This window comes from Streptomyces sp. NPDC059567 (genome assembly GCF_042735655.1).
In the GTDB taxonomy this organism is placed as follows: Bacteria; Actinomycetota; Actinomycetes; order Streptomycetales; family Streptomycetaceae; genus Streptomyces.
Genome location: NZ_JBHWBS010000054.1, coordinates 17,888 through 40,872, shown reverse-complemented (window position 1 = coordinate 40,872; position 22,985 = coordinate 17,888). Strand labels below are relative to the sequence as shown.

18 protein-coding genes are annotated in these 22,985 nt (G+C 70.9%); 6 read left to right on the top strand and 12 right to left on the bottom strand.

The window, feature by feature from the left end; translation table 11 throughout:
- Nucleotides 1–76: 76 nt before the first annotated feature.
- On the bottom strand, nucleotides 77–1,444 hold the full coding sequence (locus ACFVZW_RS23105) for a DUF4192 domain-containing protein (protein ID WP_384524221.1): 1,368 nt from the start codon (nucleotides 1,442–1,444) through the stop codon (nucleotides 77–79).
- A 134-nt stretch (nucleotides 1,445–1,578) separates the two neighbouring features.
- Here ACFVZW_RS23105 and ACFVZW_RS23100 point away from each other — a divergent pair, with 134 nt between their 5' ends.
- Both ACFVZW_RS23100 and ACFVZW_RS23095 read left to right on the top strand, forming a co-directional pair.
- Entirely contained in the window at nucleotides 1,579–3,762 is a 2,184-nt protein-coding gene (locus ACFVZW_RS23100; RefSeq protein WP_384524218.1) for a RecQ family ATP-dependent DNA helicase, read from the top strand.
- Nucleotides 3,763–3,979: 217 nt separating this feature from the next.
- Nucleotides 3,980–4,606, top strand: coding sequence for a hypothetical protein (locus ACFVZW_RS23095; RefSeq protein WP_384524216.1), 627 nt, complete (start codon nucleotides 3,980–3,982; stop codon nucleotides 4,604–4,606).
- A gap of 96 nt (nucleotides 4,607–4,702) precedes the next feature.
- Here the strand turns inward: ACFVZW_RS23095 and ACFVZW_RS23090 are convergent, their stop codons facing one another.
- The 3 genes from ACFVZW_RS23090 to ACFVZW_RS23080 form a co-directional block, all read right to left on the bottom strand.
- A complete protein-coding gene (locus ACFVZW_RS23090; protein ID WP_384524213.1) occupies nucleotides 4,703–5,332 on the bottom strand; it encodes a hypothetical protein in 630 nt (209 codons plus the stop codon).
- 91 nt (nucleotides 5,333–5,423) lie between these two features.
- Nucleotides 5,424–6,134 (bottom strand): ribonuclease HII, encoded by a 711-nt coding sequence (locus tag ACFVZW_RS23085; protein WP_383551502.1) that lies wholly within the window; start codon nucleotides 6,132–6,134, stop codon nucleotides 5,424–5,426.
- Between the two features lie 84 nt (nucleotides 6,135–6,218).
- Nucleotides 6,219–6,845 carry a TetR/AcrR family transcriptional regulator gene (locus ACFVZW_RS23080; RefSeq protein WP_384524210.1) on the bottom strand — a complete coding sequence of 209 codons (627 nt, stop codon included), beginning with the start codon at nucleotides 6,843–6,845 and terminating at the stop codon, nucleotides 6,219–6,221.
- Between the two features lie 133 nt (nucleotides 6,846–6,978).
- Between ACFVZW_RS23080 and ACFVZW_RS23075 the strand changes: the two genes are divergently transcribed.
- A complete protein-coding gene (locus ACFVZW_RS23075) occupies nucleotides 6,979–8,529 on the top strand; it encodes an MFS transporter (protein WP_384524207.1) in 1,551 nt (516 codons plus the stop codon).
- Between the two features lie 97 nt (nucleotides 8,530–8,626).
- On the opposite strand, the gene ACFVZW_RS23070 is transcribed toward ACFVZW_RS23075, so the two are convergent.
- The 4 genes from ACFVZW_RS23070 to ACFVZW_RS23055 all read right to left on the bottom strand — a co-directional run bounded on the left by ACFVZW_RS23070 (nucleotide 8,627) and on the right by ACFVZW_RS23055 (nucleotide 13,838).
- Nucleotides 8,627–10,363: a DUF4153 domain-containing protein gene (locus tag ACFVZW_RS23070; RefSeq protein ID WP_384524204.1), complete on the bottom strand. Its 1,737-nt coding sequence runs from the start codon at nucleotides 10,361–10,363 to the stop codon at nucleotides 8,627–8,629.
- Between the two features lie 247 nt (nucleotides 10,364–10,610).
- Nucleotides 10,611–11,522, bottom strand: a complete 912-nt coding sequence (locus ACFVZW_RS23065) for an ADP-ribosylglycohydrolase family protein (protein WP_384524201.1) — start codon at nucleotides 11,520–11,522, stop codon at nucleotides 10,611–10,613.
- A gap of 12 nt (nucleotides 11,523–11,534) precedes the next feature.
- On the bottom strand, nucleotides 11,535–12,194 hold the full coding sequence (locus tag ACFVZW_RS23060) for a histidine phosphatase family protein (RefSeq protein ID WP_384524198.1): 660 nt from the start codon (nucleotides 12,192–12,194) through the stop codon (nucleotides 11,535–11,537).
- A gap of 33 nt (nucleotides 12,195–12,227) precedes the next feature.
- Nucleotides 12,228–13,838, bottom strand: coding sequence for an ABC-F family ATP-binding cassette domain-containing protein (locus tag ACFVZW_RS23055; RefSeq protein WP_384524195.1), 1,611 nt, complete (start codon nucleotides 13,836–13,838; stop codon nucleotides 12,228–12,230).
- A 138-nt stretch (nucleotides 13,839–13,976) separates the two neighbouring features.
- On the opposite strand from ACFVZW_RS23055, the gene ACFVZW_RS23050 reads away from it, so the two are divergent.
- On the top strand, nucleotides 13,977–14,642 hold the full coding sequence (locus tag ACFVZW_RS23050) for a TetR/AcrR family transcriptional regulator (RefSeq protein ID WP_384524192.1): 666 nt from the start codon (nucleotides 13,977–13,979) through the stop codon (nucleotides 14,640–14,642).
- Here ACFVZW_RS23050 and ACFVZW_RS23045 read toward each other — a convergent pair whose 3' ends face one another.
- The gene (locus ACFVZW_RS23045; protein WP_384524189.1) at nucleotides 14,643–15,248 is read right to left on the bottom strand and encodes a YdbC family protein; all 606 of its coding nucleotides are present in this window, start codon (nucleotides 15,246–15,248) and stop codon (nucleotides 14,643–14,645) included. It lies immediately after the preceding gene.
- A 187-nt stretch (nucleotides 15,249–15,435) separates the two neighbouring features.
- Between ACFVZW_RS23045 and ACFVZW_RS23040 the strand changes: the two genes are divergently transcribed.
- Nucleotides 15,436–15,966 carry a TerD family protein gene (locus ACFVZW_RS23040; protein ID WP_384524186.1) on the top strand — a complete coding sequence of 177 codons (531 nt, stop codon included), beginning with the start codon at nucleotides 15,436–15,438 and terminating at the stop codon, nucleotides 15,964–15,966.
- Between the two features lie 78 nt (nucleotides 15,967–16,044).
- Here the strand turns inward: ACFVZW_RS23040 and ACFVZW_RS23035 are convergent, their stop codons facing one another.
- Together ACFVZW_RS23035 and nrdR are read right to left on the bottom strand one after the other, a co-directional pair.
- Nucleotides 16,045–18,933, bottom strand: a complete 2,889-nt coding sequence (locus tag ACFVZW_RS23035; RefSeq protein ID WP_384524183.1) for a vitamin B12-dependent ribonucleotide reductase — start codon at nucleotides 18,931–18,933, stop codon at nucleotides 16,045–16,047.
- Between the two features lie 160 nt (nucleotides 18,934–19,093).
- On the bottom strand, nucleotides 19,094–19,606 hold the full coding sequence (gene nrdR / locus ACFVZW_RS23030) for a transcriptional regulator NrdR (protein WP_376440652.1): 513 nt from the start codon (nucleotides 19,604–19,606) through the stop codon (nucleotides 19,094–19,096).
- A 479-nt stretch (nucleotides 19,607–20,085) separates the two neighbouring features.
- Here nrdR and lexA point away from each other — a divergent pair, with 479 nt between their 5' ends.
- On the top strand, nucleotides 20,086–20,877 hold the full coding sequence (gene lexA, locus ACFVZW_RS23025; protein WP_384524180.1) for a transcriptional repressor LexA: 792 nt from the start codon (nucleotides 20,086–20,088) through the stop codon (nucleotides 20,875–20,877).
- Nucleotides 20,878–20,986: 109 nt separating this feature from the next.
- On the opposite strand, the gene ACFVZW_RS23020 is transcribed toward lexA, so the two are convergent.
- Nucleotides 20,987–22,960 (bottom strand): ATP-dependent DNA helicase, encoded by a 1,974-nt coding sequence (locus ACFVZW_RS23020; RefSeq protein WP_384524177.1) that lies wholly within the window; start codon nucleotides 22,958–22,960, stop codon nucleotides 20,987–20,989.
- Nucleotides 22,961–22,985 lie beyond the last annotated feature (25 nt).

Genomic DNA, 22,985 nt, shown 5'->3' with positions numbered 1-22,985 from the left:
GTATGCGGTCGGCGGGACGGGTCGTCGGGCTCCGCCACAGAGCTGAACGCCGCCGCGGGCGGCCTGGTCACGGGCGTCATCGGCCGCTCCTCGTCCCCCGCTGTCCGGTGCGCCTGGCCGCGGCGTCCCGCGACGGCTTCGGGGAGGACTTGCCGGGGCGGGTTCCGGCGGTGCGTCCGCCCTTCCTGGCCGCCTGCGGACGGGCGCCCCGCGAATTGGCCCGGCGCGCCCCGACGCGGGCCTCGACGGCCGCCGCCGCCCTCGACTCCCGCTCCTGGCGCAGACAGCTGCGCAGCGACTCGGGATCGAGCCCGTCGTTGCATGCCTGGTGCAGCAGGCGGGCGAAGACATAGTCGGGATCGGCGTCCAGAGCGAGGCCCAGGGCGACCCGGGCGGCCGGTTCGTCGCCGGTGGACCAGGCCACCCAGCCGGCGAGGGTCAGCGGCGCCGCCGCGTAGTCGCCGAAGGGCTCCACGCACCGCCGGGCCAGCACCCCCCAGAGCCGCAGGGCCGCCGCGCCCTCCGGGCCTTCCATCCACTCGGCGGCCCGGTCCCGGGTGTCACGGTCCTGCAGCCCGAGAATCAGTGCCGCGGCCTCGTCGGGGTCGATCAGTGCGTCGTCGGCCGCGTCCCGCTCCATGGCTCCCGTGCCGCGCGCCCGGTCGGCCACGGATGCCGGTGCCGGTCCTTCGGTCGCCCCGGACTGCCCGCCGTACCGCCTCAGCATCTCCCGGGCGAGCGTGAGCGTCTTGTCCCTGACGTCTTCCCTGCCCGGGCCCGGCGGGTCGTCGAGGATCCTGGGGACGATCACGGACGCGGCCTCGTTCAGGGCCTTGCGCTGCCGCTCGTCATCGAGCGACGCCCGCGGCTTGAGCCGCGCCTCCATGTCACGCAGGGATCCCCTCACCTGGATCCCGGCGTAGGCGGCCGATGCCGCCATGACCGACGTACCGGTCAGGGCGAGCGGAGTGCCGTCGGGCGGGCAGCAGCGGGTGTCGGGACAGACGTACGAGAAGTAGAGACCGTCGGAGATGCAGAGGACTTCGTAGACGGGAATGTCGAGCTCGCCGCAGGCCGTACGCAGCCGCTGGGCGAAGGGACGCAGTCGCTCCATCACGTGGCGGCCGGTCTCACCGGGCGCGGGGTCCTGGCAGAGGAAGACGACGATGCCGTCCGGGCGGGTCCCGCGCCGGGTGCAGCCCTCGACGAGGCACTCCGCGAGGTGTTCCGCCGTCGAGGGCCACTCCTTCGCCGAGCGCGGGATGCCGAGCCTGACCCTGCCGCCGAAGCGGCCGTGCTCGCCGTGGAGGGCCACGAGGACGACGGAGTCGGTGGGATGGAAGCCCAGCATGAAGGGGAGGGCGTCGGCCAGTTCGGCTGGGCCGCGCAGGGTGATCTGCTGCGATTCGGTCGATCCACGGGATTCGTGCGGGTTCGTGTTCATGGTCACGACGGTCTCGCGGTCGGCCCCGACCGCGAAACCCCTGTGGATAACTCCCGGCGGGCGTCGAATCCGGGTTGTCCACAGGTTTCGCGGCTCGTTCGCGCAATGTCCTACCCATCGGGTTGCATGGGGGCATGACCAACGCAGACCGTCTCGCCGACCGCGCGGGCCTCCGAACCACCGCCGATGCCGTACTCGCCCGTCTCGTCGGGGACCCGACCGGCGCGGCGAGACTGCGGGAGGACCAGTGGCGGGCCATCGAGGCGCTCGTCGCGGACAAGCGACGGGCGCTGGTGGTCCAGCGGACCGGGTGGGGCAAGTCCGCGGTGTACTTCGTGGCGACGTCCCTGCTGCGCGAGGCCGGCAGCGGTCCCACGGTGATCGTCTCCCCGCTCCTCGCGCTGATGCGCAACCAGGTGGAGGCCGCGGCCCGCGCCGGTATCCGTGCCCGCACGATCAACTCGTCGAACACGGAGGAGTGGGAGACCGTCCAGCGGGAGGTGGCCGCCGGCGAGGTGGACGTGCTGCTGGTCAGCCCCGAGCGGCTCAACAACCCGGACTTCCGCGACGAGGTCCTTCCCCGGCTCGCCGCCGCCACGGGTCTGCTCGTGGTCGACGAGGCACACTGCATCTCCGACTGGGGCCACGACTTCCGGCCCGACTACCGCCGTCTGCGCACGATGCTGGCGGAGCTGCCCGCCGGCGTCCCGGTGCTCGCCACGACGGCGACGGCCAACGCCCGTGTGACGGCGGACGTCGCCGAGCAGCTCGGAACGGGAGCGGGGACGGACGCGCTGGTGCTGCGTGGCCCGCTCGACCGGGAGAGCCTGAGCCTCGGTGTGGTCCAACTGCCCGACGCCGCGCACCGGCTGGCCTGGCTGGCCGACCACCTCGGCGATCTTCCCGGATCCGGGATCATCTACACGCTCACGGTCGCGGCCGCCGAGGAGGTCACCACCTATCTCCGCCAGTGCGGGCACACGGTGTCCTCGTACACGGGCCGTACGGAGAACGCGGACCGGCAGCAGGCGGAGGAGGACCTGCAGGCGAACCGGGTCAAGGCGCTGGTGGCGACATCCGCCCTGGGCATGGGGTTCGACAAGCCGGACCTGGGCTTCGTGGTGCACCTCGGTTCGCCGTCCTCGCCGATCGCGTACTACCAGCAGGTGGGCCGTGCCGGGCGCGGGGTGGAGCACGCGGAGGTGCTGCTGCTGCCGGGCAAGGAGGACGAGGCGATCTGGCAGTACTTCGCGTCGGTCGCCTTCCCGCCGGAGGAGCAGGTGCGCCGCACTCTGGACGTACTGGCGCATGCGGAGCGACCGCTCTCCCTGCCGGCTCTTGAGCCCCTGGTCGAACTGCGGCGGACCCGACTGGAGACGATGCTCAAGGTCCTGGACGTGGACGGTGCCGTGCACCGGGTGAAGGGCGGCTGGACGAGCACGGGACAGCCGTGGGTGTACGACTCCGAGCGGTATGCCTGGGTAGCCCGTCAGCGGGCGGCCGAGCAGCAGGCGATGCGTGAGTACGTGGCGGCGACGGGCTGTCGGATGGAGTTCCTGCGACGCCAGTTGGACGACGAGGAGGCCGCCCCGTGCGGCCGCTGCGACAACTGCTCGGGGTCCCGGTTCGACCCGAAGGTGACCGATGCCGCGCTCGATGCCGCCAAGGGCGAGCTGGGCCGGCCGGGTGTGGACGTGGAGCCGCGCAAGATGTGGCCGACCGGACTCACGGCGGTCGGTGTCGATCTGAAGGGCCGTATCCCGGCGGGCGAGCAGTCGTCCGCCGGGCGGGCGCTCGGACGGCTGTCGGACATCGGCTGGGGAAACCGGCTGCGTCCGATGTTCTCGGAGCGCGCGCCCGATGGTCCGGTTCCGGACGATGTGGTGCAGGCGGTGGTCCGCGTGCTCGCCGACTGGGCCAAGGGCCCGGGGGGTTGGGCCTCCGGTGCGCCGGACGCTCCCTCCCGGCCCGCCGGCGTGGTCACGATCGCCTCGCGCAACAGGCCGAACCTGGTCGGCTCGCTGGGTCGGCGGATCGCGGAGATCGGCAGGATGCCGCTGCTGGGAGCGGTCGAGTACGTGCCGGAGGCGGAGGATCTGCGGATCTCACGAACGAACAGCGCCCAGCGGGTGGTGGGGCTCCATCAGGCACTGACGGTTCCCCCGGCACTGGCCGAGCGGCTGGCCTCGGCCGGTGGTCCGGTGCTGTTGGTTGACGACCTGTCGGACAGCGGCTGGACCCTCGCCGTCTCGGCCCGGCTGCTGCGCCGGGCGGGAGCGGAAGGCGTGTTTCCGCTGGTGCTTGCCGTCCAGGGGTGAAACGGGGAGTGAACACTGGGTGGCTGGGCAGGGATATGAGTGTCATACCGGCGCATTCCAGTCAGCTGCCTCAATTGCTCGTTGCCGCCCGCGCACAGGCCCGCAAGAATTGAGACCCCGCCCCGCACAGCCCTTGTACGTGGTCCGGAAGGACTGTGCTGTGGCGCGCCCTCACTCGACCCTGCCCGCCAGCGGGCGCGTATCCGAAGGGAGGACCGTGACCTTCGGATTCGCTCCGTCCGCAGCCACCTCGATCAACTCGCCGTCCGAGTCCGCCAGCCGCCTCGCCCGGATACTGGAACCGTCCGAGTGGGCCGCCGCCGGGATCCCGCTGCTCCGCAATCCTCGCGAAGTCGTGAGCGGTCTGCACACCCGCCATCGGCCGGCGCCCTCGACCGCCGTCGTCGCCGTCCTCGACCACGAGGAACGGCTCGCCGCCAGTGCGTCGTTCACCCGTCGCGCCGTCCCCGCGGACGGCTGGGAGTTCCGGAACGCCCTCCTCGCGCATCTGCGCCGGGTCATCCCGCACGACCTGCGGCGCCGGACCCCCGTGCGGACGGCCGTACTGCTCTACTGCCGTGACGGCGACGAGCGATGGACCGAGGAGGACGGCGCCTGGATGTGGGGACTGCGCGATGCCTGCACGCTCCACGGGCTGCGCTGTGGCGCGTACATCACGCTGACCCGCGGTGGTTGGCAGGTGCTCGGCGAGGGCCGCGGTGGACGGCAACCCGGCTCCGATTCACGTCCGACCGCCTTGGGCGACGTCTCCGAGTTCGGCGTCCTGACTCCGCGTACCGCGGGCGGAGCCTCCGAGCTGCTGCGCAGGACGGCGGCACGCTGACGCGACGGCCCCCGCGCCGGTGCGCGGGACCCGCGGGACCACGGCCCGGCCGCCCGCACGGGGCAGCCGGGTCAGGACCGCGAGAAGTACTCCGCCTCAGACACCCGCGCCGAGCACGGCGTTGATGCGCTGCGGGTCACCGCAGACGACGAGCAGCGCGGTCGCGCGTCCCATCGCCAGGGGCAGGGCGCGTGCGGCGGCGTCATCGGCTCCGCCGTTGACCGCCACGACGACCACGGGTCGCGCGGCGGCTCGCTCCACAGCGGCGGCGTCCGCGAAGAACACGTCGTCGCGGGCGTCCTGCTGGGCCCAGTAGGCGGCATCGCCGAAGGACAGCTCGTGCGCCGCCCACGGGTGCTGCTCACCGGTGGTGAGGACGAGGATGTCGCCGGGCGGGCGGCCGGTATCCAGAAGCAGATCCACGGCCTCTTCGGCGGCGTCGAGCGCGCCGTCGACCGGAGCGGGGATCAGCTGGATCTGCGGGCCGGACCGCTGTTCGGAACGATTCTCCGGACGGGGTGACGGGGACTGCCCGGCACCGGGGTGCGGGCGCTGCGCCGGCGGCGCGGGCCTGGCCGGTGCGGGGCCGGGACGCCCTGGACGCGGCGAGGCCGCCGAGCGCGGACCGGGTACGGGACGAGGGGTCGGCGCGGGGTGGCCGGCGGCCATGGCGCGGGGACCCTGGGCACTCTCGTGAATCTGAGGCTCCTCGGGGATGAGAGGCATGGGTGGATGTCTATCAAACGCCGGTGCGCGAGGCTCCGGCGGGTGGGCACAATCGTGCGACCCGGCTGCCGAGACGGCGCTGCCGGGAAGTTCAGAAGTCGAAGCCGAGTTGGCCCCCGCTTTCCAGTGCGACCGCCTCGGCGGAGATGCGGACCTTCTTGAGGTGCCGCCACTGGGGCAGCGCGTCGAGATACGACCAGGAGAGCCGGTGGTACGGGGTGGGCCCCCGCTCCTCCAGGGCAGCCTTGTGGACCGGCGAAGGGTAGCCCGCGTTGGCGCCGAAGCCGAAGACCGCGCACTCCTGGGCCTCGCTCTCCAGCTCGGCCATCATCGCGTCGCGCCGGACCTTGGCGATGACCGAGGCCGCCGCGACGGCGATGCAGGACTGGTCGCCCTTGATCACCGTGCGCACCTTCCACGGGCTGCCGAGGTAGTCGTGCTTGCCGTCGAGTATCACCGCGTCCGGCCGTACGGGCAGGGCGTCCAGCGCGCGCACGGCCGCCAGCCGGAGCGCCGCGGTCATCCCGAGCTCGTCGATCTCCTGGGGAGAGGCGTGCCCGAGCGCGTAGGCGGTGACCCACTTCTCCAGTTCCGCGGCCAGGGCCGTTCGGCGCTTGGGGGTGATGAGCTTGGAGTCGGTGAGCCCCTCGGGGGGCCGGCGCAGACCCGTGACGGCCGCGCAGACCGTGACCGGGCCGGCCCATGCCCCGCGTCCGACCTCGTCGACCCCGGCAACGATCTTGGCGCCGGTGGTGGCTCGGAGCGATCGCTCGACGCTGTGGGTGGGTGGTTCGTACGGCATGGCGCCAGACAGATTACGCCGATGGGGACCGCCCGCGATACCCGGATTCCCATCGGATGTCCGAAGCCGCCACGGAAAGGCGGTTCACGAGCTCGGCGAGCGAAGGAGCGGCACCATGATCTGATCGATCATCGCGGCGATCTCGGCGTCCGTCCATTCGCTGGCGCACATCTTCGAGCGGTACATCATCATCGCCGGAATGACGTCGAAGAGCAGGTCACCAGTGGCGTCGGCCCGCACGTCACCGCGCCGGATCCCCCGCCGTACCACCTCCCGGAGGAGACGGGCGGAGGGCTCGATCACGCCGGTCACGATCAGCCCGTGCAGACGCTCGGCGGTCTCGCTGTCGCATTCGTGAATGACGGATCGCAGGGCGAATCCGGGCTTCGAGTACATCGCAGCCCGGATCCGCCGGCACAACTGGTAGAGATCCTCACGCACGCTCCCGTGGTCCGGCGCCTCGTCGAGCGTCGGCAGTCCGGCCTGGAGCGCGTCGGCGACCAGATCCTCCTTCGACGGCCAGCGCCGGTACACGGCGGCCTTGCCCGTCTGGGCGCCGACCGCGACGCCCTCCATGGTCAGGCCGTTCCAGCCGACCGTACTCAGCTGATCGAGCGCGGCCTCCAGAATGGCTCGTTCCAGTACCGGACCACGGCGTCGCGGCGACGCCCCCTGCGACCGAGCGGCGGCCGCGGAGCGCGAAGTAACCATCGGGGACTCTTCCTTGGGGCGGATTGAGGCTGCCGGCAGCGCACAGTGAACGGTTGCGTTCACTGAGGGGGACTCACTACCGTTGAAGACAGTGAACGGGTGCGTTCACTAATTCTCCGTGGGGGGATCCATAGTGACAACATCTCCAGTGGACACGCGGACCACGCCGGGCTCGGCCCGGCAGGGGCGACCGGGAATCGCCCTCACCGTGATCGCCGCCTGCCAGCTGATGGTCGTGCTCGACGCCACGATCGTGAACATCGCACTGCCACACATCCAGGACGCGCTCTCCTTCTCCACCACCGATCTGTCGTGGGTTCTCAGCGCCTACACGCTCACCTTCGGTGGCCTTCTCCTGCTCGGCGGCAGGGCCGGCGACATCCTGGGTCGCCGCCGCGTCTTTCTCGCCGGCATCCTGCTCTTCACCTTCGCCTCGCTGCTCGGCGGCTTCGCCCAGGAGCCCTGGCATCTCCTCGCCGCACGGGCGCTCCAGGGCGTCGGCGGCGCGATCGCCTCGCCGACCTCGCTCGCGCTGATCACGACGACCTTCCCCGAAGGTCCGGAGCGGAACCGGGCGCTCGGGGTCTTCGCCGCGGTCTCCGCCGGTGGCGGCGCGATCGGTCTGCTGGCCGGCGGCATGCTCACCGAGTGGCTCGACTGGCGCTGGGTCCTGTTCGTGAACGTGCCGATCGGCCTGCTGATCGCCTTCCTGACACCGCGGTACATCAACGAGTCCGAGCGGCACCCCGGCCGGTTCGACATCGCGGGCGCCCTGACCTCGACCCTCGGCATGGCCTCGCTGGTGTACGGCTTCATCCGTGCATCCGAGGAGGGCTGGCGCGATCCGCTCACGATCGGCTCCTTCGTCGCGGCGGTGATCCTGCTCGCGGCCTTCGCGATCGTCGAGTCGAGGGCGCGGGAGCCCATCACTCCGCTGCGGATGTTCGCCGACCGCAACCGTTCGGGCACTTACGTCATCATGCTCAGCCTGGCCGCGGCCATGTTCGGGATGTTCTTCTTCATCGTTCTCTTCGTGCAGAACGTCCTGGGCTACAGCCCGATCCGGTCGGGACTCGCCTTCCTCCCGGTGACGGTCGCGATCGTGACGGGTGCGGGGCTCTCCCAGCGCCTGCTGCCGGTCCTCGGCCCGAAGCCCTTCATGGTGGCGGGCTCCGCGATCACCGGGCTCGGGCTGTTCTGGCAGACGTTCATCACTCCGGACAGTTCGTACGTCAGCGGTGTTCTCGGCCCGATGGTGCTGTTCGGCTTCGGCATGGGCCTGAACTTCGTGACCCTCACACTCACCGCCGTCTCCGGTGTGGCGCAGCACGAGGCCGGCGCGGCATCCGGGCTGCTCAACGCGACGCAGCAGGTGGGTGGTTCGCTGGGGCTCTCCATCCTTGTCACGGTGTTCGGCACCGCCAGCCGCAACGAAGCCGAGAAGCAGGTGCCGTCCTTCCTCGCCGGCGCGTCTCCGCAGCAGCAGGCGGAGTTCGCGGCGACGAAGGAGCTGCCGGCCCCCTGGGGCCACGAAGTGCTGACCTCCGGCATCTCGACCGCCTTCACGGCAGCGGTCGGCATGGTGGCGCTCGCGCTGATCACGGCGGTAGCGGTGATCCGGGTGCGCAAGAGCGATCTGGAGGCGCTCAGCGGCAAGGCCGAGGCCGCGGGCCCGGTCGCCTAGAGCACCTCGGGACGTTCGTGCTCTGCCCCCTCCCCCCGCGCGCCGCCGGGGGGAGGGGGCAGAGCCAGTGGTTGGTCCGATGGAGGGGCGAGCGGACTCAGGGGATGCTGTACGGATCGTCGTCCGCGTCCGGGTCGTAGTCCTCTTCCCTGCTCGGCCCGTCGCACTCCGCCGAGGACCGCTCGACCCCGCGCTCCGCCAGGATCGAGCGGGCCGTCGCCTCCGACCAGCTGGTGGCGAACCACCCTCCGTCGTCGGCGCGCAGTCGCTTCTCGATGTCCATCAGGGCGCAGGAACGTTGCGGCTCGGGCAGCCGATCGAGCGCGGGCACGGCGTCGGCGGAGAGCCCTGCGAGGTAGGGGACATCGATCTTGTCGAGGCGGTCGTACCGCTCGACGTTGTTCTCGGCGACGATCGCGTCGGGCGAGGCCAGGCCGAAGGCCAGCACGGCCGCCGCGGCACTCGCCGCCAGCGCCCGCGGCAGCAGGCGCGCGCCGAAGATCCCCGCGGCCATGATCAACACGATGGCCAGACCCAGCCAGATCTCCATCGCGGCCACCGAGATGCGCAGCCGGGTGAGCCCGTACGCGTCCACGTACAGGTCCATCCTGCGCAGTGCGGAGGCGACCACGACCAGCGTGAGGACACACAGGGTGCCGAGCACGGCGCGCACGAGGGTCCGGTCGCGGGCCCCCGCGCGCGGCGCCCACCGCAGGGCGAGCCCGATGACCACGAGGGTGAGCAGAGTGGCCGTCAGGAGCTGCCAGAAGCCCTCTCGCGCGTACTGGGAGTAGGTCAGGCTGGTCTCTTCCAGCACCTTGTCGTATCCGCCGAAGAGGACCGTGAGTTGCACCGCGTTGAAGGCCGCGAAGAGCAGGTTCAGGACGATGAGCGGAGCGGCCCACTCCATGCGCGCCCGCGCCCGGCCGGGACGGATGACCATACGGTCCCAGCGCAGCGGAGCGGCGGCGGTACGGGCGAGGGCGATCGCGCCGAAGAGACCGAGTAGGAAGAACGAGAGCCGCCACGGCACCTGGGCCGGCGAGAAGTCGGGGATCAGCGAGCCGAGCAGATCGGCGAAGGCCGCGTCGGCGCCCGCGAACAGCGCGCCGAAGACGACGAGAAGGGCGACGGCCACTCCGACCGTACGCACGACCGGTCCCCATCGGCCGCGGGAACCATCGGCCCGGTCACGCAGCCCTCGCCAGGCCCAGGTGGTGCCGGAGCCCAGCGAGTCGATCAGACCGATGGGGCCGAACAGCATGCTCGGCCAGCCGCGGCCGCCGTGCAGGGCGAAGGAGGTCAGCACCAGCGCGGTGACGATCGCGAGGAAGGTCGGCCAGCCGGCGTCCCGCAGCGCGGGGATGCCGAGGAGGGCGAGTCCCCCGATCGCCCAGATCAGCGTCCAGGGGCGAAGGCGGCGGCCCGCCGCCCGCGCCGCGAAGGACGCGGCGGCCACGGCCGGAACGGCGACGAGCACCAGATTCAGGCCCAGGCCGTCGCCGAGCAGCAGGGCGCTGAGAAGCGCGGTGGCCGCGATGGCCGCCAGGGTCGTGGTGGTGGCCCGGGCCGGCGCGGCGGGACGCAGTCCGGTCGACCAACTGTCGCTCGGAGGCGTCGGTGGCGCCCAGGGATGCTGGGGCCTCTGCCCTCCCGGCCGCCCGGCGGACGCCTGGGCGCGGGGTTGTGGTGGTACGGGTGGTACGGCGCCGGGCGAGGCCGCCGGTGCGGCGGGCGCCGGCTCGGACGCGGCACCGCTCTTCGGTGGAGGAGCGCTGCCCTCTGGTGAAGGAGTGCTGTCCTTCGGTGGTGGTGCGGACGATGTGTCGGACACGGGACCCCCTCCCGACCCGGTCCGCAAACGGGGCCATGGGGGCGGAGGGCCTGCGTCCGGGTGTCTCGTGGGCGCTCTCTCTTCATGATCAGCGCTTGGGAGTGGCTGACTCTAACCGTGCCCTCGGGTATTCGACCCCAGCGAGTCGGTGCTGTGGCAGGACCGTGACACTCGTCCTGGCCGAGGCTTCAGATCCGCCTGCCCGGCGACTCGGCGGATGCTCCTCGCCGGGCAGGGCGGACCGTCGTCAGGGGCTGACGGCGGCCGGAAGCCAGTCGGGCAGCTCCTCGGTCTGGTCCAGCCAGGCGGCGGGAGGCATGCCGGTCGTGGCGGAGGCCACGACACCGCCGGCGATCGCACAGGTGGTGTCGACATCGCCGCCCACCTGCGCGGTCGTCCAGAAGACCCGCTCGTAGTCGTCGAGGCCACGGGCGGCCGACCAGAGCGCGTACGGCACGGTGTCGTGCGCGCTGGTACGGCGACCGCTGCCCAGGACAGCGGCCACCGTCGCCGCGTCGCCGTAGTCGAGCATGTCGCGGGCCCGGCGCAGCCCCGCGCCGACGGCACTGCGCGGGACGAGCGCGATCACGCCGACCAGGAGGGCGGTGGGGGTGGGCGGCCCGGCCGGATCCGCGGCGAGCGCGGCAGCGGCGGCCACGGCCATCGCGCCGACCACGGCCTCGCGGTGCTGGTGCGTGGTGTACGCGGAGATCTCGGCCTGATGGGTCGCCTGCTCGGGGTCGTCGGCGTACCAGGCGCCGAGCGGGGCGATCCTCATCGCGGCCCCGTTCCCCCACGACCCCTGACCGTTGAAGAGCGCCGCGGCCAGCTCACGCCAGTCGCCGCCCTCCCTGATCAGCCGGAGCATCCGGTTGACCGCGGGTCCGTAGCCCCGGTCGAAGTCATGGTGCTCGGCGAACGCCTGCGCGAGCGCGTCCTGGTCGATCCGGTTGTGGTGCGCGAGCACGGCCAGAACGGAGCAGGCCATCTCGGTGTCGTCGGTCCACTGCCACGGTCCCGACGGCACTTCACGTCGTTTGAGCAGCGGATAGTTGGCGGGGACGAAGTACTGGGAGCCCAGGGCGTCTCCCACGGCCAGCCCTCGAAGGCTGGCCAGGGCGCGGTCGAAGCGCCGGTCGAGAGAGGAGTCAGCGGTCATCGCCCTGCCACTCTATCCGGTGTGGCCGTACGGTTCCGGGGTACGCCAGCGTTCGAACGGCCGGTCCAGGCGGTATCGGCCGTCCTCGCCGAGCAGCAGGGTCCGCGTCTCGGCGTTGCCCGGGTTGGACAAGGACTCGAAATCGGCGACCGTCCAATGGAACCAGCGCATACAGAACAGGCGCATGGTCAGTCCGTGGGTCACCAGCAGCACGTTGGGCGGATGGTCGGGCGCCTCGAAGCTGCGGTACAGACTCTCCAGGAACGCTCCGACCCGGTCGTACACATCTGCCCCCGACTCGCCCTGGGCGAAGCGGTAGAAGAAGTGGCCGTAGGCGTCGCGGTACGCCTTCTGCAGCCGTACGTCGTCCCTGTCCTGCCAGTTTCCCCAGTCCTGTTCCCGCAGCCGCGGCTCCTCGCGTACGCGCACCTGCCCGGGATCGAGGCGGAAGGCCCTGAACGTCTCGTGGGTCCGGCGGTACGGCGACACATAGACGCTGATCTGCTCCTCCCCGAAGAGTTCCCGAAGCCGCTCCCCCGTCTCCTCCGCCTGCCGTAGACCGGTCTCGGTGAGCCTGAGCGCATGGTCCGGTTCCCGTTCGTACACCGTGTCGTCGGCATTGCCCTCGGACTCTCCGTGCCGTACGAGAACGATGCGCCGCGGTCGTGCCATGCCATGACCCTAGATCGCCCGCTCCGGACGGGCTCAGCCGAGGAGGCGTCCGGAGTCCATCCGGCGTATCCGGCCGGTGAACCGACGGCGCGACTGCCGGTCGTGGGAGACCACGACCAGAGCCCCGGTCCACTGCTCCAGCGCCTCCTCCAACTCTTCGACGAGGCCGAGGGCGAGATGGTTGGCCGGCTCGTCGAGGAGCAGCAGGTCGGCCGGGCGGGCCAGCAGGCGGGCGAGGGCGAGTCTGCGACGCTGCCCCGCGGAGAGGCTGCCGACGGGCACCAGGAGGTCCGCCGGGCGGAACAGGCCGTACGACAGGAGCAGTTCGGCCTGCTCGTCCTCGGTGAGCGCCAGCCCTCGCCCGAAGGCGGTGAGGACCCGCTCCGCCGGCCGGTGGGCGGGTATCTCCTGGGCGAGGTACCCGATGCGCCCACTTCGGCGCACCTCCCCAGCCTCCGGCTCGGCCAATCCCGCCATGACACGGAGCAGCGTGGACTTGCCCGCGCCGTTGCCTCCGTGGATCAGGAGCTTCTCCCCCGCCCGTACGGTCAGCCGGTCGATGGTCAGCGGGTCGGCGACGCGCACACCGGTCAGCGTGACCAGGTCTCCCTGGGCGCCCCCGGCGACCGGCCGCGCGGCGAACGTGAGCGGGCGCGGAGGCTTGGCCACCGGTTCGGCCCGGAGGCGGCGCAGGCGCTCCTGGGCATTGCGCACCCGCCCGGAGACGGACGCCTGGACCCGGCCGCCCGCCCGGTCGTAGGCCATCTTGTTGTTGTCCTTGATGGAGCGTCCGGCGGCGACGCCGTGCGCGGTGGTCGTGGCGTACGCCTCGAGCCGCGCCGTCTCCTCGCTCCACTCCTCGTACGCCTGCTCCCAGCGCTGTCGCGCGGCCGCCCGCCCGGACCTGAATCCGGCGTAGCCGTCGCCGTACCGGACGACCGTGCGGCGCTCGGCGTCCACCTCGAGGACGGCGGTGGCCACCCTCTCCAGGAAGACCCTGTCGTGGGAGACGGCCACGACGGTGCCCCGGTGCGCCGACAGTGCCTCCTCCAGCCAGCCGAGGGCCTGTTCGTCGAGGTGGTTGGTCGGCTCGTCGAGAAGCAGCACCTCGGGTGCGGCGGCGACCGCGCAGGCGATGCCCAGCCGGGCCTGCTCACCGCCCGACAGGCTGCCGAGCCGGCGTTCCCTGCCTATGGTGGCGAGCCCGAGGCCGTGCATGGCCTTGTCGACCCGAGCGTCCGCTTCGTACCCGCCTCGCAGTTCATACCTGGTCAGCAGTTCCCCGTATGCGTCGAGCGCGCTTCCGTCGGCGGTGCCGAGCTCCGCCTCGAACTCCCTGAGTCGCCGCTCCATGGTGCGGAGCTCCGCCAGGGAGTCGTCGATCGCGTCGGCGACGGTGTGGTCCCCGGACAGCCGCGGTGTCTGTGCCAGCAGTCCCGTACCGCCGTCGGCCACGGTGACGACCTCGCCCTCGTCGGGCGCTTCGAGTCCGGCGAGCAGGCGGAGCAGGGTGGTCTTCCCCGCCCCGTTCTCCCCCACGATCCCGATCCGTTCACCAGGGCGCACGGTGAGCGAGATCCGGTCGAGCAGCAGCCGTTCGCCGCGGGACACGGTCACGTCATGCAGAGAGAGCTGTGTGGGCAAGGGCGCCTCCGGTGATGAGCTGGAACGAACGGAACAGGCCGGGACAGAGCGGCACGCACCCCCGGCCAACAAACGCAACCGGAGTCGCGTTACGAGGAGTGTGGCACACTCGACCCACTAACGCAACGGGAGTAGCAATTGAATGCACCGATCGAAGGGGAGCAGGCGCCCGCCCCGGGCAGCAGGCGCCCCGGCGGCCGCACGGCACGCACCCGGGCCGCCGTGCGCGACGCGGTTCTCACGGGCCTGGCCGAGCACGGCTATCCGGCCCTGACCGTCGAGTACGTGGCGGAGCACTCCGGCGTGCACAAGACGACGCTCTACCGCCGCTGGGGCAGCGTCGAAGGGCTGCTCGCGGACGCCCTCGACCTCGCGGGCGAGGACAGCTGGACGCCCCCCGACACCGGAAGCCTCGACGGCGATCTGCGGGCGCTCGCCCGCGAGGTGGTCGATGCCTTCGCCGACCAAGGCGCCGCGGCGGCCCCCACCGCGTTCGTCGGCGCCGCCTTCCAGTCCGAGCGCGCCGCCGAAGCGCTGCGGGCCTTCTACACCGAGCGGTTCACCCGCTGCGAGGCGGTCGTCGAGCGGGCATCGGCCCGTGGCGAGGCGCCCGTGGGCACGGACGCCGGCGCGGTCGTCCGCGCCGTCTCCGCGCCGCTGTTCCTGCGCCTGTTCGTCACCCGCGAGCCGCCAGACACCGCCACGGCCGACCAGGCGGCCCGGGCGGCAGTCGCCGCGGTCACCGCGGGCGCGTTCGTACGGCGAACGGAAGCCGGCGGCCAGGAGCAGGCCGCCGGGGAGTGATCAGACCGTCCAGGACGGCTCGAGCTGCACCACGTCGCCGCTGAGCGCCGCCACGTCGGCCTCGGTCTGGGCCCGCAGCCCGAGCCGTTCGACGCGCTCGACCCGGTACTTGCCGTGCTCGGCGGCGGAACGCCACATCGACAGCACCACGAACTCGTTGCCCGGCGCCTCGCCGAACACGCCGCGCAGCATCCCGGGGGAACCGGCCATCGCCGGATTCCACACCTTCTCCTGCATCAACGCGAAGTGCTCGACCCGGTCCTCGTGGACCCGGCAGTGCGCCACCCTCGCCACATCGGCGTCGGTGAACTTCGGCTCGAATCCCGTCTTCACGTCGAAGCGGTGGTCGAAGAGCTTGACCTGGGCGTTCCTGAACGTGCCCGACTGCGCGGTGGCGAGCCGGTCGTGCGAGCGCGCCATGAAGGAGTCGTAGAACGCGCGGCTCTCCCAGAAGGCGAAGACATGGGCGACATCCGGCCGTGCCCGGCTCCATCCTCCGCCCTGTCCCCGGAATCCCGGCTCACCGAGCAGCCCCGCCCATTTCCGCTGTCCCCGCTCGAACCCCCTACGGTCCACCACGGTGCAGCGAATCCACTTGACCAGCACCGCGCCATCGTACGGGGCGGGACAGGGCCGCCGTCAGACTACGGAGGAGTGCACTGCCGCAGGTACGGCCGGCTCCTCGGCACCCCACACCCCATCGACCGCGCATGACACCATGAACAACCTGCCCGCGACCACGGGCAGTTGGTCTGACCGGCGACGCAAGTCGTACACGGAGAGGGGATTCACGGTGAGCGGACTCAACAAGGGGGTCGGCAAGGTCGAGGTGACGCTCAAGTGGGATCCGAGTCCGATCGGCGCCTCGGCGCACGACCTGGACATCATCGCCGGGGTGTACACGACGGACGATCCCTACGGCTCGCCCGACTATCTGGTGCACTTCGGCAGTCGCTCCCCCGACGGCACGATCACCCTCAGCCGTGACAGCCGTACGGGACAGGGCTTCGGATACGACGAGGCCATGACCCTGGAGCTGAACCGCCTCGCGCCCCGGTACGCGCGCGTGGTGGTGGGCGTGGCCATACAGCAGGGCGGCGGCCGACTGACCTTCGGCGACATCGCCAACACCGGGGTACGGGTCCGCGAGGGCTACACGGACCTCGCCGCGCACGGCTTCGAGGACGTCGCCGAGGCGACGGCCGTGACGGTCGTGGAGTTCACCCGGGACGGCGCGGAAGGCTGGTCGTACAAGTCCATTCGACGTGGGTTCGACGCGGACCCGCAGACGTTCGCGACGCTGATGGGCGCCCGGCACTCCTGAGCCGTCCGCACCGATGCGGACGACCACGAAGGGGACCGGCCACGGGCCGGTCCCCTTCGTCAGTCACTGCTCAGCGGTTCAGCTGCAGCCGCTGGTCGAGCCGCAGCCCTCGCAGATGTAGCAGGAGCCCGCCCGCTGCATCTTCGTACCGCAGGAGAAGCAGAGCGGGGCGTCCGCGCTGATGCCCAGCTGCATCTCGACGAGCTCCGCCGAGGTGTGCGCCTGCTTGGGCGCCGGGACCTCCGCCTTGGCGGCCGGGGCGACGGCCTTCAGGGTCTCCGTCTGGCGCGGGGCTGACTGGGCCAGGCCCTCGACGTCCATCTCGTCGTCGGTGGGCTCGTAGGACCCCGTCTCCAGGTGACGCTGACGCTCCTCGGCCGAGTGGATGCCGAGCGCGGAGCGGGTCTCGAAGGGCAGGAAGTCCAGCGCCAGGCGGCGGAAGATGTAGTCGACGATCGACTGCGCCATCCGCACGTCCGGGTCGTCCGTCATGCCGGCCGGCTCGAAGCGCATGTTGGTGAACTTCGAGACGTACGTCTCCAGCGGGACGCCGTACTGCAGGCCGACGGAGACGGCGATGGAGAAGGCGTCCATCATGCCCGCGAGCGTCGAACCCTGCTTGGACATCTTCAGGAAGACCTCGCCGAGACCGTCGTCCGGGTAGGAGTTGGCGGTCATGTAACCCTCGGCGCCACCGACCGTGAAGGAGGTGGTGATCCCCGGGCGGCCCTTGGGGAGGCGCTTGCGGACCGGGCGGTACTCGACGACCTTCTCGACGGCCTCGCGGATCGTCGCCTCGGACTTCGCGGTGACCTCGACCTTCTCCTCCTCCTTCTTCTTGGCGGAGAGGGGCTGGCCGACCTTGCAGTTGTCGCGGTAGATCGCGAGCGCCTTGACGCCCATCTTCCAGGCCTCGAAGTAGACCTCCTCGACGTCCTCGACCGTGGCCGTCTCCGGCAGGTTCACGGTCTTGGAGAGGGCGCCGGAGATCCACGGCTGGATGGCGGCCATCATGCGGACGTGGCCCATCGCGGAGATGGAACGCTCGCCCATGGCGCAGTCGAAGACCTCGTAGTGCTCGGTCTTCAGGCCGGGGGCGTCGATCACGTTGCCGTGCTCGGCGATGTGGGCGACGATCGCCTCGATCTGCTCCTCCTGGTAACCCAGGCGGCGCAGGGCCTGCGGGACGGTGCCGTTGACGATCTGCATCGAGCCGCCGCCGACCAGCTTCTTGAACTTGACCAGGGCGAGGTCGGGCTCGAGGCCGGTGGTGTCGCAGGACATCGCGAGACCGATGGTGCCGGTCGGGGCGATGACCGACGCCTGGGCGTTGCGGAAGCCGTTCTTGGCGCCGAGGCGGATCACGTCCTGCCAGGCCTCCGTGGCGGCGGCCCAGATCGGCGAGTCGAGGTCGTCCATGCGGACGGCCGCGGTGTTGGCGTCGGCGTGCTGCTTCATGACGCGCTGGTGCGGCTCGGCGTTCCGGGCGTAGCCGTCGTACGGGCCGACGACCGCGGCGAGCTCGGCGGAGCGCTTGTACGAGGTGCCGGTCATCAGCGAGGTGATGGCACCCGCCAGGGCGCGGCCGCCGTCGGAGTCGTACGCGTGACCGGTGGCCATGAGCAGGGCGCCGAGGTTGGCGTAACCGATGCCGAGCTGACGGAAGGCGCGGGTGTTCTCGCCGATCTTCTGGGTCGGGAAGTCCGCGAAGCAGATGGAGATGTCCATCGCCGTGATGACCAGCTCGACGACCTTGGCGAAGCGCTCGGAGTCGAACGACTGGTTGCCCTTGCCGTCGTCCTTGAGGAACTTCATCAGGTTCAGCGAGGCGAGGTTGCAGGACGTGTTGTCCAGGTGCATGTACTCGCTGCACGGGTTCGAGCCGTTGATACGGCCGGACTCGGGGCAGGTGTGCCAGTGGTTGATCGTGTCGTCGTACTGGATGCCCGGGTCGGCGCAGGCCCAGGCGGCCTCGGCCATCTTGCGGAACAGCGTCTTGGCGTCGACCTCCTCGATGACCTCGCCGGTCATACGGGACGTCAGGCCGAACTTGCCGCCGTCCTCGACCGCCTTCATGAACGTGTCGTTCACGCGGACCGAGTTGTTGGCGTTCTGGTACTGGACGGACGTGATGTCGTCGCCGCCCAGGTCCATGTCGAAGCCCGCGTCGCGCAGGGCGCGGATCTTCTCCTCCTCCTTGACCTTGGTCTCGATGAAGTCCTCGATGTCGGGGTGGTCGACGTCGAGGATGACCATCTTGGCCGCGCGGCGGGTGGCGCCGCCCGACTTGATCGTTCCTGCGGACGCGTCGGCGCCGCGCATGAAGGAGACCGGGCCGGAGGCGTTGCCGCCGGAGGAGAGCAGCTCCTTGGAGGAGCGGATACGGGAGAGGTTCAGGCCGGCGCCGGAGCCGCCCTTGAAGATCATGCCCTCTTCCTTGTACCAGTCGAGGATCGACTCCATGGAGTCGTCGACGGACAGGATGAAGCAGGCGGAGACCTGCTGGGGCTGCGGCGTGCCGACGTTGAACCACACCGGGGAGTTGAAGCTGAAGATCTGGTGCAGGAGGGCGTACGCCAGCTCGTGCTCGAAGATCTCGGCGTCGGCGGGCGAGGCGAAGTAGCCGTAGTCCTCGCCGGCCTTGGTGTACGTCTTCACGATCCGGTCGATGAGCTGCTTGAGACCGGTCTCGCGCTGCGGGGTGCCGACGGCCCCGCGGAAGTACTTGCTGGTGACGATGTTGACCGCGTTCACCGACCAGAAGTCGGGGAACTCGACGCCACGCTGCTCGAAGTTGACCGAGCCGTCGCGCCAGTTGGTCATGACGACGTCACGACGCTCCCAGATCACCTCGTCGTACGGATGCACGCCCGGGGTGGTGTGGATGCGCTCGATACGCAGGCCCTTGCTCGCCTTGGCTCCCTTGACTCGGGAACCTCGCGCCGGACCGCTCGCCGTCTCTGTCATGCCGCCTCCCATATACGGGCAAAACACCTTTAAGTGCCCAGATAGTCCCAGGGCACCGTCTTCTTGTCTGCTGTCGCGAGCACCGCTCCGGGCACCCGTGACACGTCTTTTTCGGCCGCGCGCGGCCGGCCTCGGCCGGACCCCTGGTCCGGCCCGCCGGTCAGTCGGCGGCGGTGGCGGGAACGGGGACCTCTGGGGTCGCCCCGGTCCCGCAGTCCACTGCGGGAGGCCGCTGCTCACGGAGTTCCGCGATGGCGGCCTCGAAGTCGTCGAGGCTGTCGAAAGCCTTGTAAACGGATGCGAAGCGCAGGTACGCGACGAGGTCGAGCTCCTGCAAGGGGCCGAGGATGGCCAGGCCCACGTCGTGGGTGGTCAGCTCGGCGCTCCCGGTGGCGCGCACCGCCTCCTCGACCCGCTGGCCGAGCTTGGCGAGGGCGTCCTCGGTCACGGGTCGCCCCTGGCATGCCTTGCGGACGCCGGAGATGACCTTGGTACGGCTGAAGGGTTCGGTCACGCCGGACCGCTTGATCACCATCAGCGATGCGGTCTCAACCGTCGTGAAACGACGGGAGCAGTCGGGGCACTGGCGGCGGCGTCGGATCGACGTCCCGTCGTCGGTGGTGCGACTGTCGACGACACGGCTGTCGGGGTGCCTGCAGAAGGGGCAATGCATGGTTCCGACCCTCCCTCACGGCACGACTGAATAGCCTCGCCGAGCCCGTCAAGGCCCCTCGAAGCGACCCCCAGCATAGGCGATGCGGGCACCACCGACAGACGGGGGACCACAACTTGTAGGTGGCTGATGCCATGCAACCACTAGATCTGGGGTTGGGTCGCGTTTCCGGCACTTCGCGCGTGTCGCACGCCAGGCGCCCCCGCGACCGGCCACGAGGGTACGGGAGGCGCGCGTCTCCGCCGATTCCGGCCCCATGGGTGCCACACTGGGAAGGCACCCCCGCTCCCAGGCGGCCCGGCGGGGAACGCTACCGTAATGACCGAATTGCCACCGCAACCGGGGTCTGCATATACACCCACCTGCACGTACACGTAAGGCAATCTGCGATTTTTCACTCGAACGTGTGTTTGGCGCAACCTTTCGAAAGCCACTACCGTTGTGCCAGCCAGGGAGACCATTCGAGAGGGGCCGCCGACGTGACCACCACCGCAGACAGTGCCACCATCACTGCCCAGGACCGCTCCCAGGGCCGACTCGAGCCGGTGCATGCCATGAATGACGCAGTCATGAACGGGGACGGGGAGCCAGGCCGACCTACGCGCTCCCTGCCCGGGCGACCTCCAGGCATCAGGGCGGACAGCTCGGGCCTCACGGACCGCCAGCGGAGGGTCATCGAGGTCATCCGGGACTCGGTCCAGCGGCGCGGCTACCCGCCGTCGATGCGCGAGATCGGCCAGGCGGTCGGCCTCTCCAGCACCTCCTCCGTGGCCCACCAGCTGATGGCCCTGGAGCGCAAGGGCTTCCTGCGCCGGGACCCGCACCGGCCCCGGGCGTACGAGGTGCGCGGCTCCGACCAGCCCAGCACGCAGCCGACGGACACGACCGGCAAGCCCGCCGCGTCGTACGTGCCGCTCGTCGGCCGGATCGCCGCCGGTGGCCCGATCCTCGCGGAGGAGTCCGTCGAGGACGTCTTCCCGCTGCCCCGGCAGCTGGTCGGCGACGGTGAGCTGTTCGTCCTGAAGGTCGTCGGAGACTCGATGATCGAAGCGGCGATCTGCGACGGCGACTGGGTCACCGTGCGCCGTCAGCCGGTCGCGGAGAACGGCGACATCGTGGCGGCCATGCTCGACGGCGAGGCCACGGTCAAGCGCTTCAAGCGCGAGGACGGCCATGTCTGGCTGCTGCCACACAACGCGGCGTACCAGCCGATCCCCGGTGACGAGGCCACGATCCTCGGCAAGGTCGTCGCGGTACTGCGGCGGGTGTGACACCACCACGCCGGCTCCGACCGGGCCCCGGGACCCACTGCGCCGGTCCCGGGGCCCTGCTGTGTCCCTTCCGCGGCCCGGCCGATGGGGCAGGCCCCGGTCGGCTCTCTCAGCCCTCCGCCGCCTTGGACGCGGCGTCGATCGCCGCCAGCGACTTGCGCACCTGATTACGGTCCGTGGTGTACCAGAAGTCGGGCAGTGAAGCCTTCAGGTAGCTGCCGTACCGAGCGGTGGCGAGCCGCGGATCGAGCACGGCGACGACGCCACGGTCCCCGGTCGCCCGCACGAGACGTCCGGCGCCCTGGGCCATCAGCAGCGCCGCATGCGTGGCCGCGACAGCCATGAAGCCGTTGCCCCCGGCGTCCTCCACCGCCTTCTGGCGGGCGCTCATCAGCGGGTCGTCGGGGCGCGGGAAGGGAATCTTGTCCATCACGACCAGCTGGCAGCTGGCGCCCGGAACATCCACTCCCTGCCAGAGCGAGAGCGTGCCGAAGAGACAGGTCTGCGGTTCGGCCGAGAAGTTCTTGATCAGCTCGCCGAGCGTGTCCTCGCCCTGGAGCAGGATCGGGAATTCCGGGATACGGGAGCGCAGCTCCTCGGCGGCCAGCTGGGCGGCGCGCATCGAGGAGAACAGACCGAGCGTGCGGCCGCCGGCGGCCTGCATCAGCTCCGTCAGCTCGTCGAGCATGTCGACGCGATCGCCGTCCCGCGCGGGGCGGGACAGATGCTTGGCGACGTACAGGATGCCCTGCTTGGGGTAGTCGAACGGCGAACCGACGTCGATGCCCTTCCACACCGGAATGTCATCGCCCTGCGTGCCCTCGGGGGCCAGCCCCAGGGAGGCTCCCACGCCGTTGAAGTCACCGCCGAGCTTGAGCGTGGCCGAGGTGAGCACCACGGACCGGTCCGCGAACAGCTTCTCGCGCAGCAGCCCGGAGACGGAGAGCGGCGCCACCCGCAGGGAGGCACCGAAGCGGTCGTGGCGCTCGTACCAGACCACGTCGTACTCGGAGCCCTGCGTGATCCGCTCGGCGACACCGTGAACGGTCTCCACGGACGCCATCGCCTGCTTACGGACGGCGTCCTCGTCCTGGACGGACTTGTCGCGCGTGGAGCCCAGCGCCGTGATGACGGCGCGAGAGGCGTCGCGCAGCGCCATCAGCGCGTACGCGAGGTCTTCCGGAATCTCCTCCAGGCGGCCCGGCAGCGCCAGCTCCATCAGCCGCTCGAAGCCCTCGGCCGCGGTCTGGAGCTGATCGGCGACCTTCTCGTCGACCAGCTTCGCGGAGCGGCGGACCGCCCGGTTGACCTGGCCGGGGGTGAGTTCGCCGGTGGCGACGCCGGTGACCCGGGAGACGAGCTCGTGGGCCTCGTCGACGATCAGCACCTCGTGCTGGGGCAGCACCGGGGCGCCCTCGATGGCGTCGATGGCCAGCAGGGCGTGGTTGGTGACGACGACCTCGGCGAGCTTGGCGCGCTCGCGGGCCGCCTCGGCGAAGCACTCCGCGCCGTACGCGCACTTGCTCGCGCCCAGGCACTCCCGGGAGGAGACCGACACCTGCGCCCAGGCCCGGTCGGAGACGCCCGGCGTCAGATCGTCCCGGTCCCCGGTCTCCGTCTCGTCCGACCAGTCGCGGAGCCGCAGCAGGTCCTGTCCCAGCTTGCTCGTGGGGGCGGCGGCCTCGAAGGGATCGAAGAGGCCGTCCTCCTCTTCCTGCGGCACGCCCTCATGGAGGCGGTGCAGGCAGAGATAGTTCGACCGCCCCTTGAGCATCGCGAACTCCGGGCGCCGACGCAGCTGCGGGTGCAGTGCGTCGACCGTCCGCGGAAGATCACGCTCGACCAGCTGGCGCTGGAGCGCGAGGGTGGCCGTGGCCACCACGACGCGCTCCCCGTGCGCCAGCGCAGGCACCAGATAGCCGAGGGACTTTCCGGTGCCGGTGCCGGCCTGGACGAGGAGGTGGGAGCTGTCGTCGATGGCCTCGGCCACCGCTTCGGCCATGGTGACCTGGCCGGGGCGCTCCACACCGCCGACGGCGGAGACTGCGGCGTGGAGGAGGTCGGGGAGGGATGGCTTCGTCATAGCGCGTCCAGCCTACGGCGCGGCA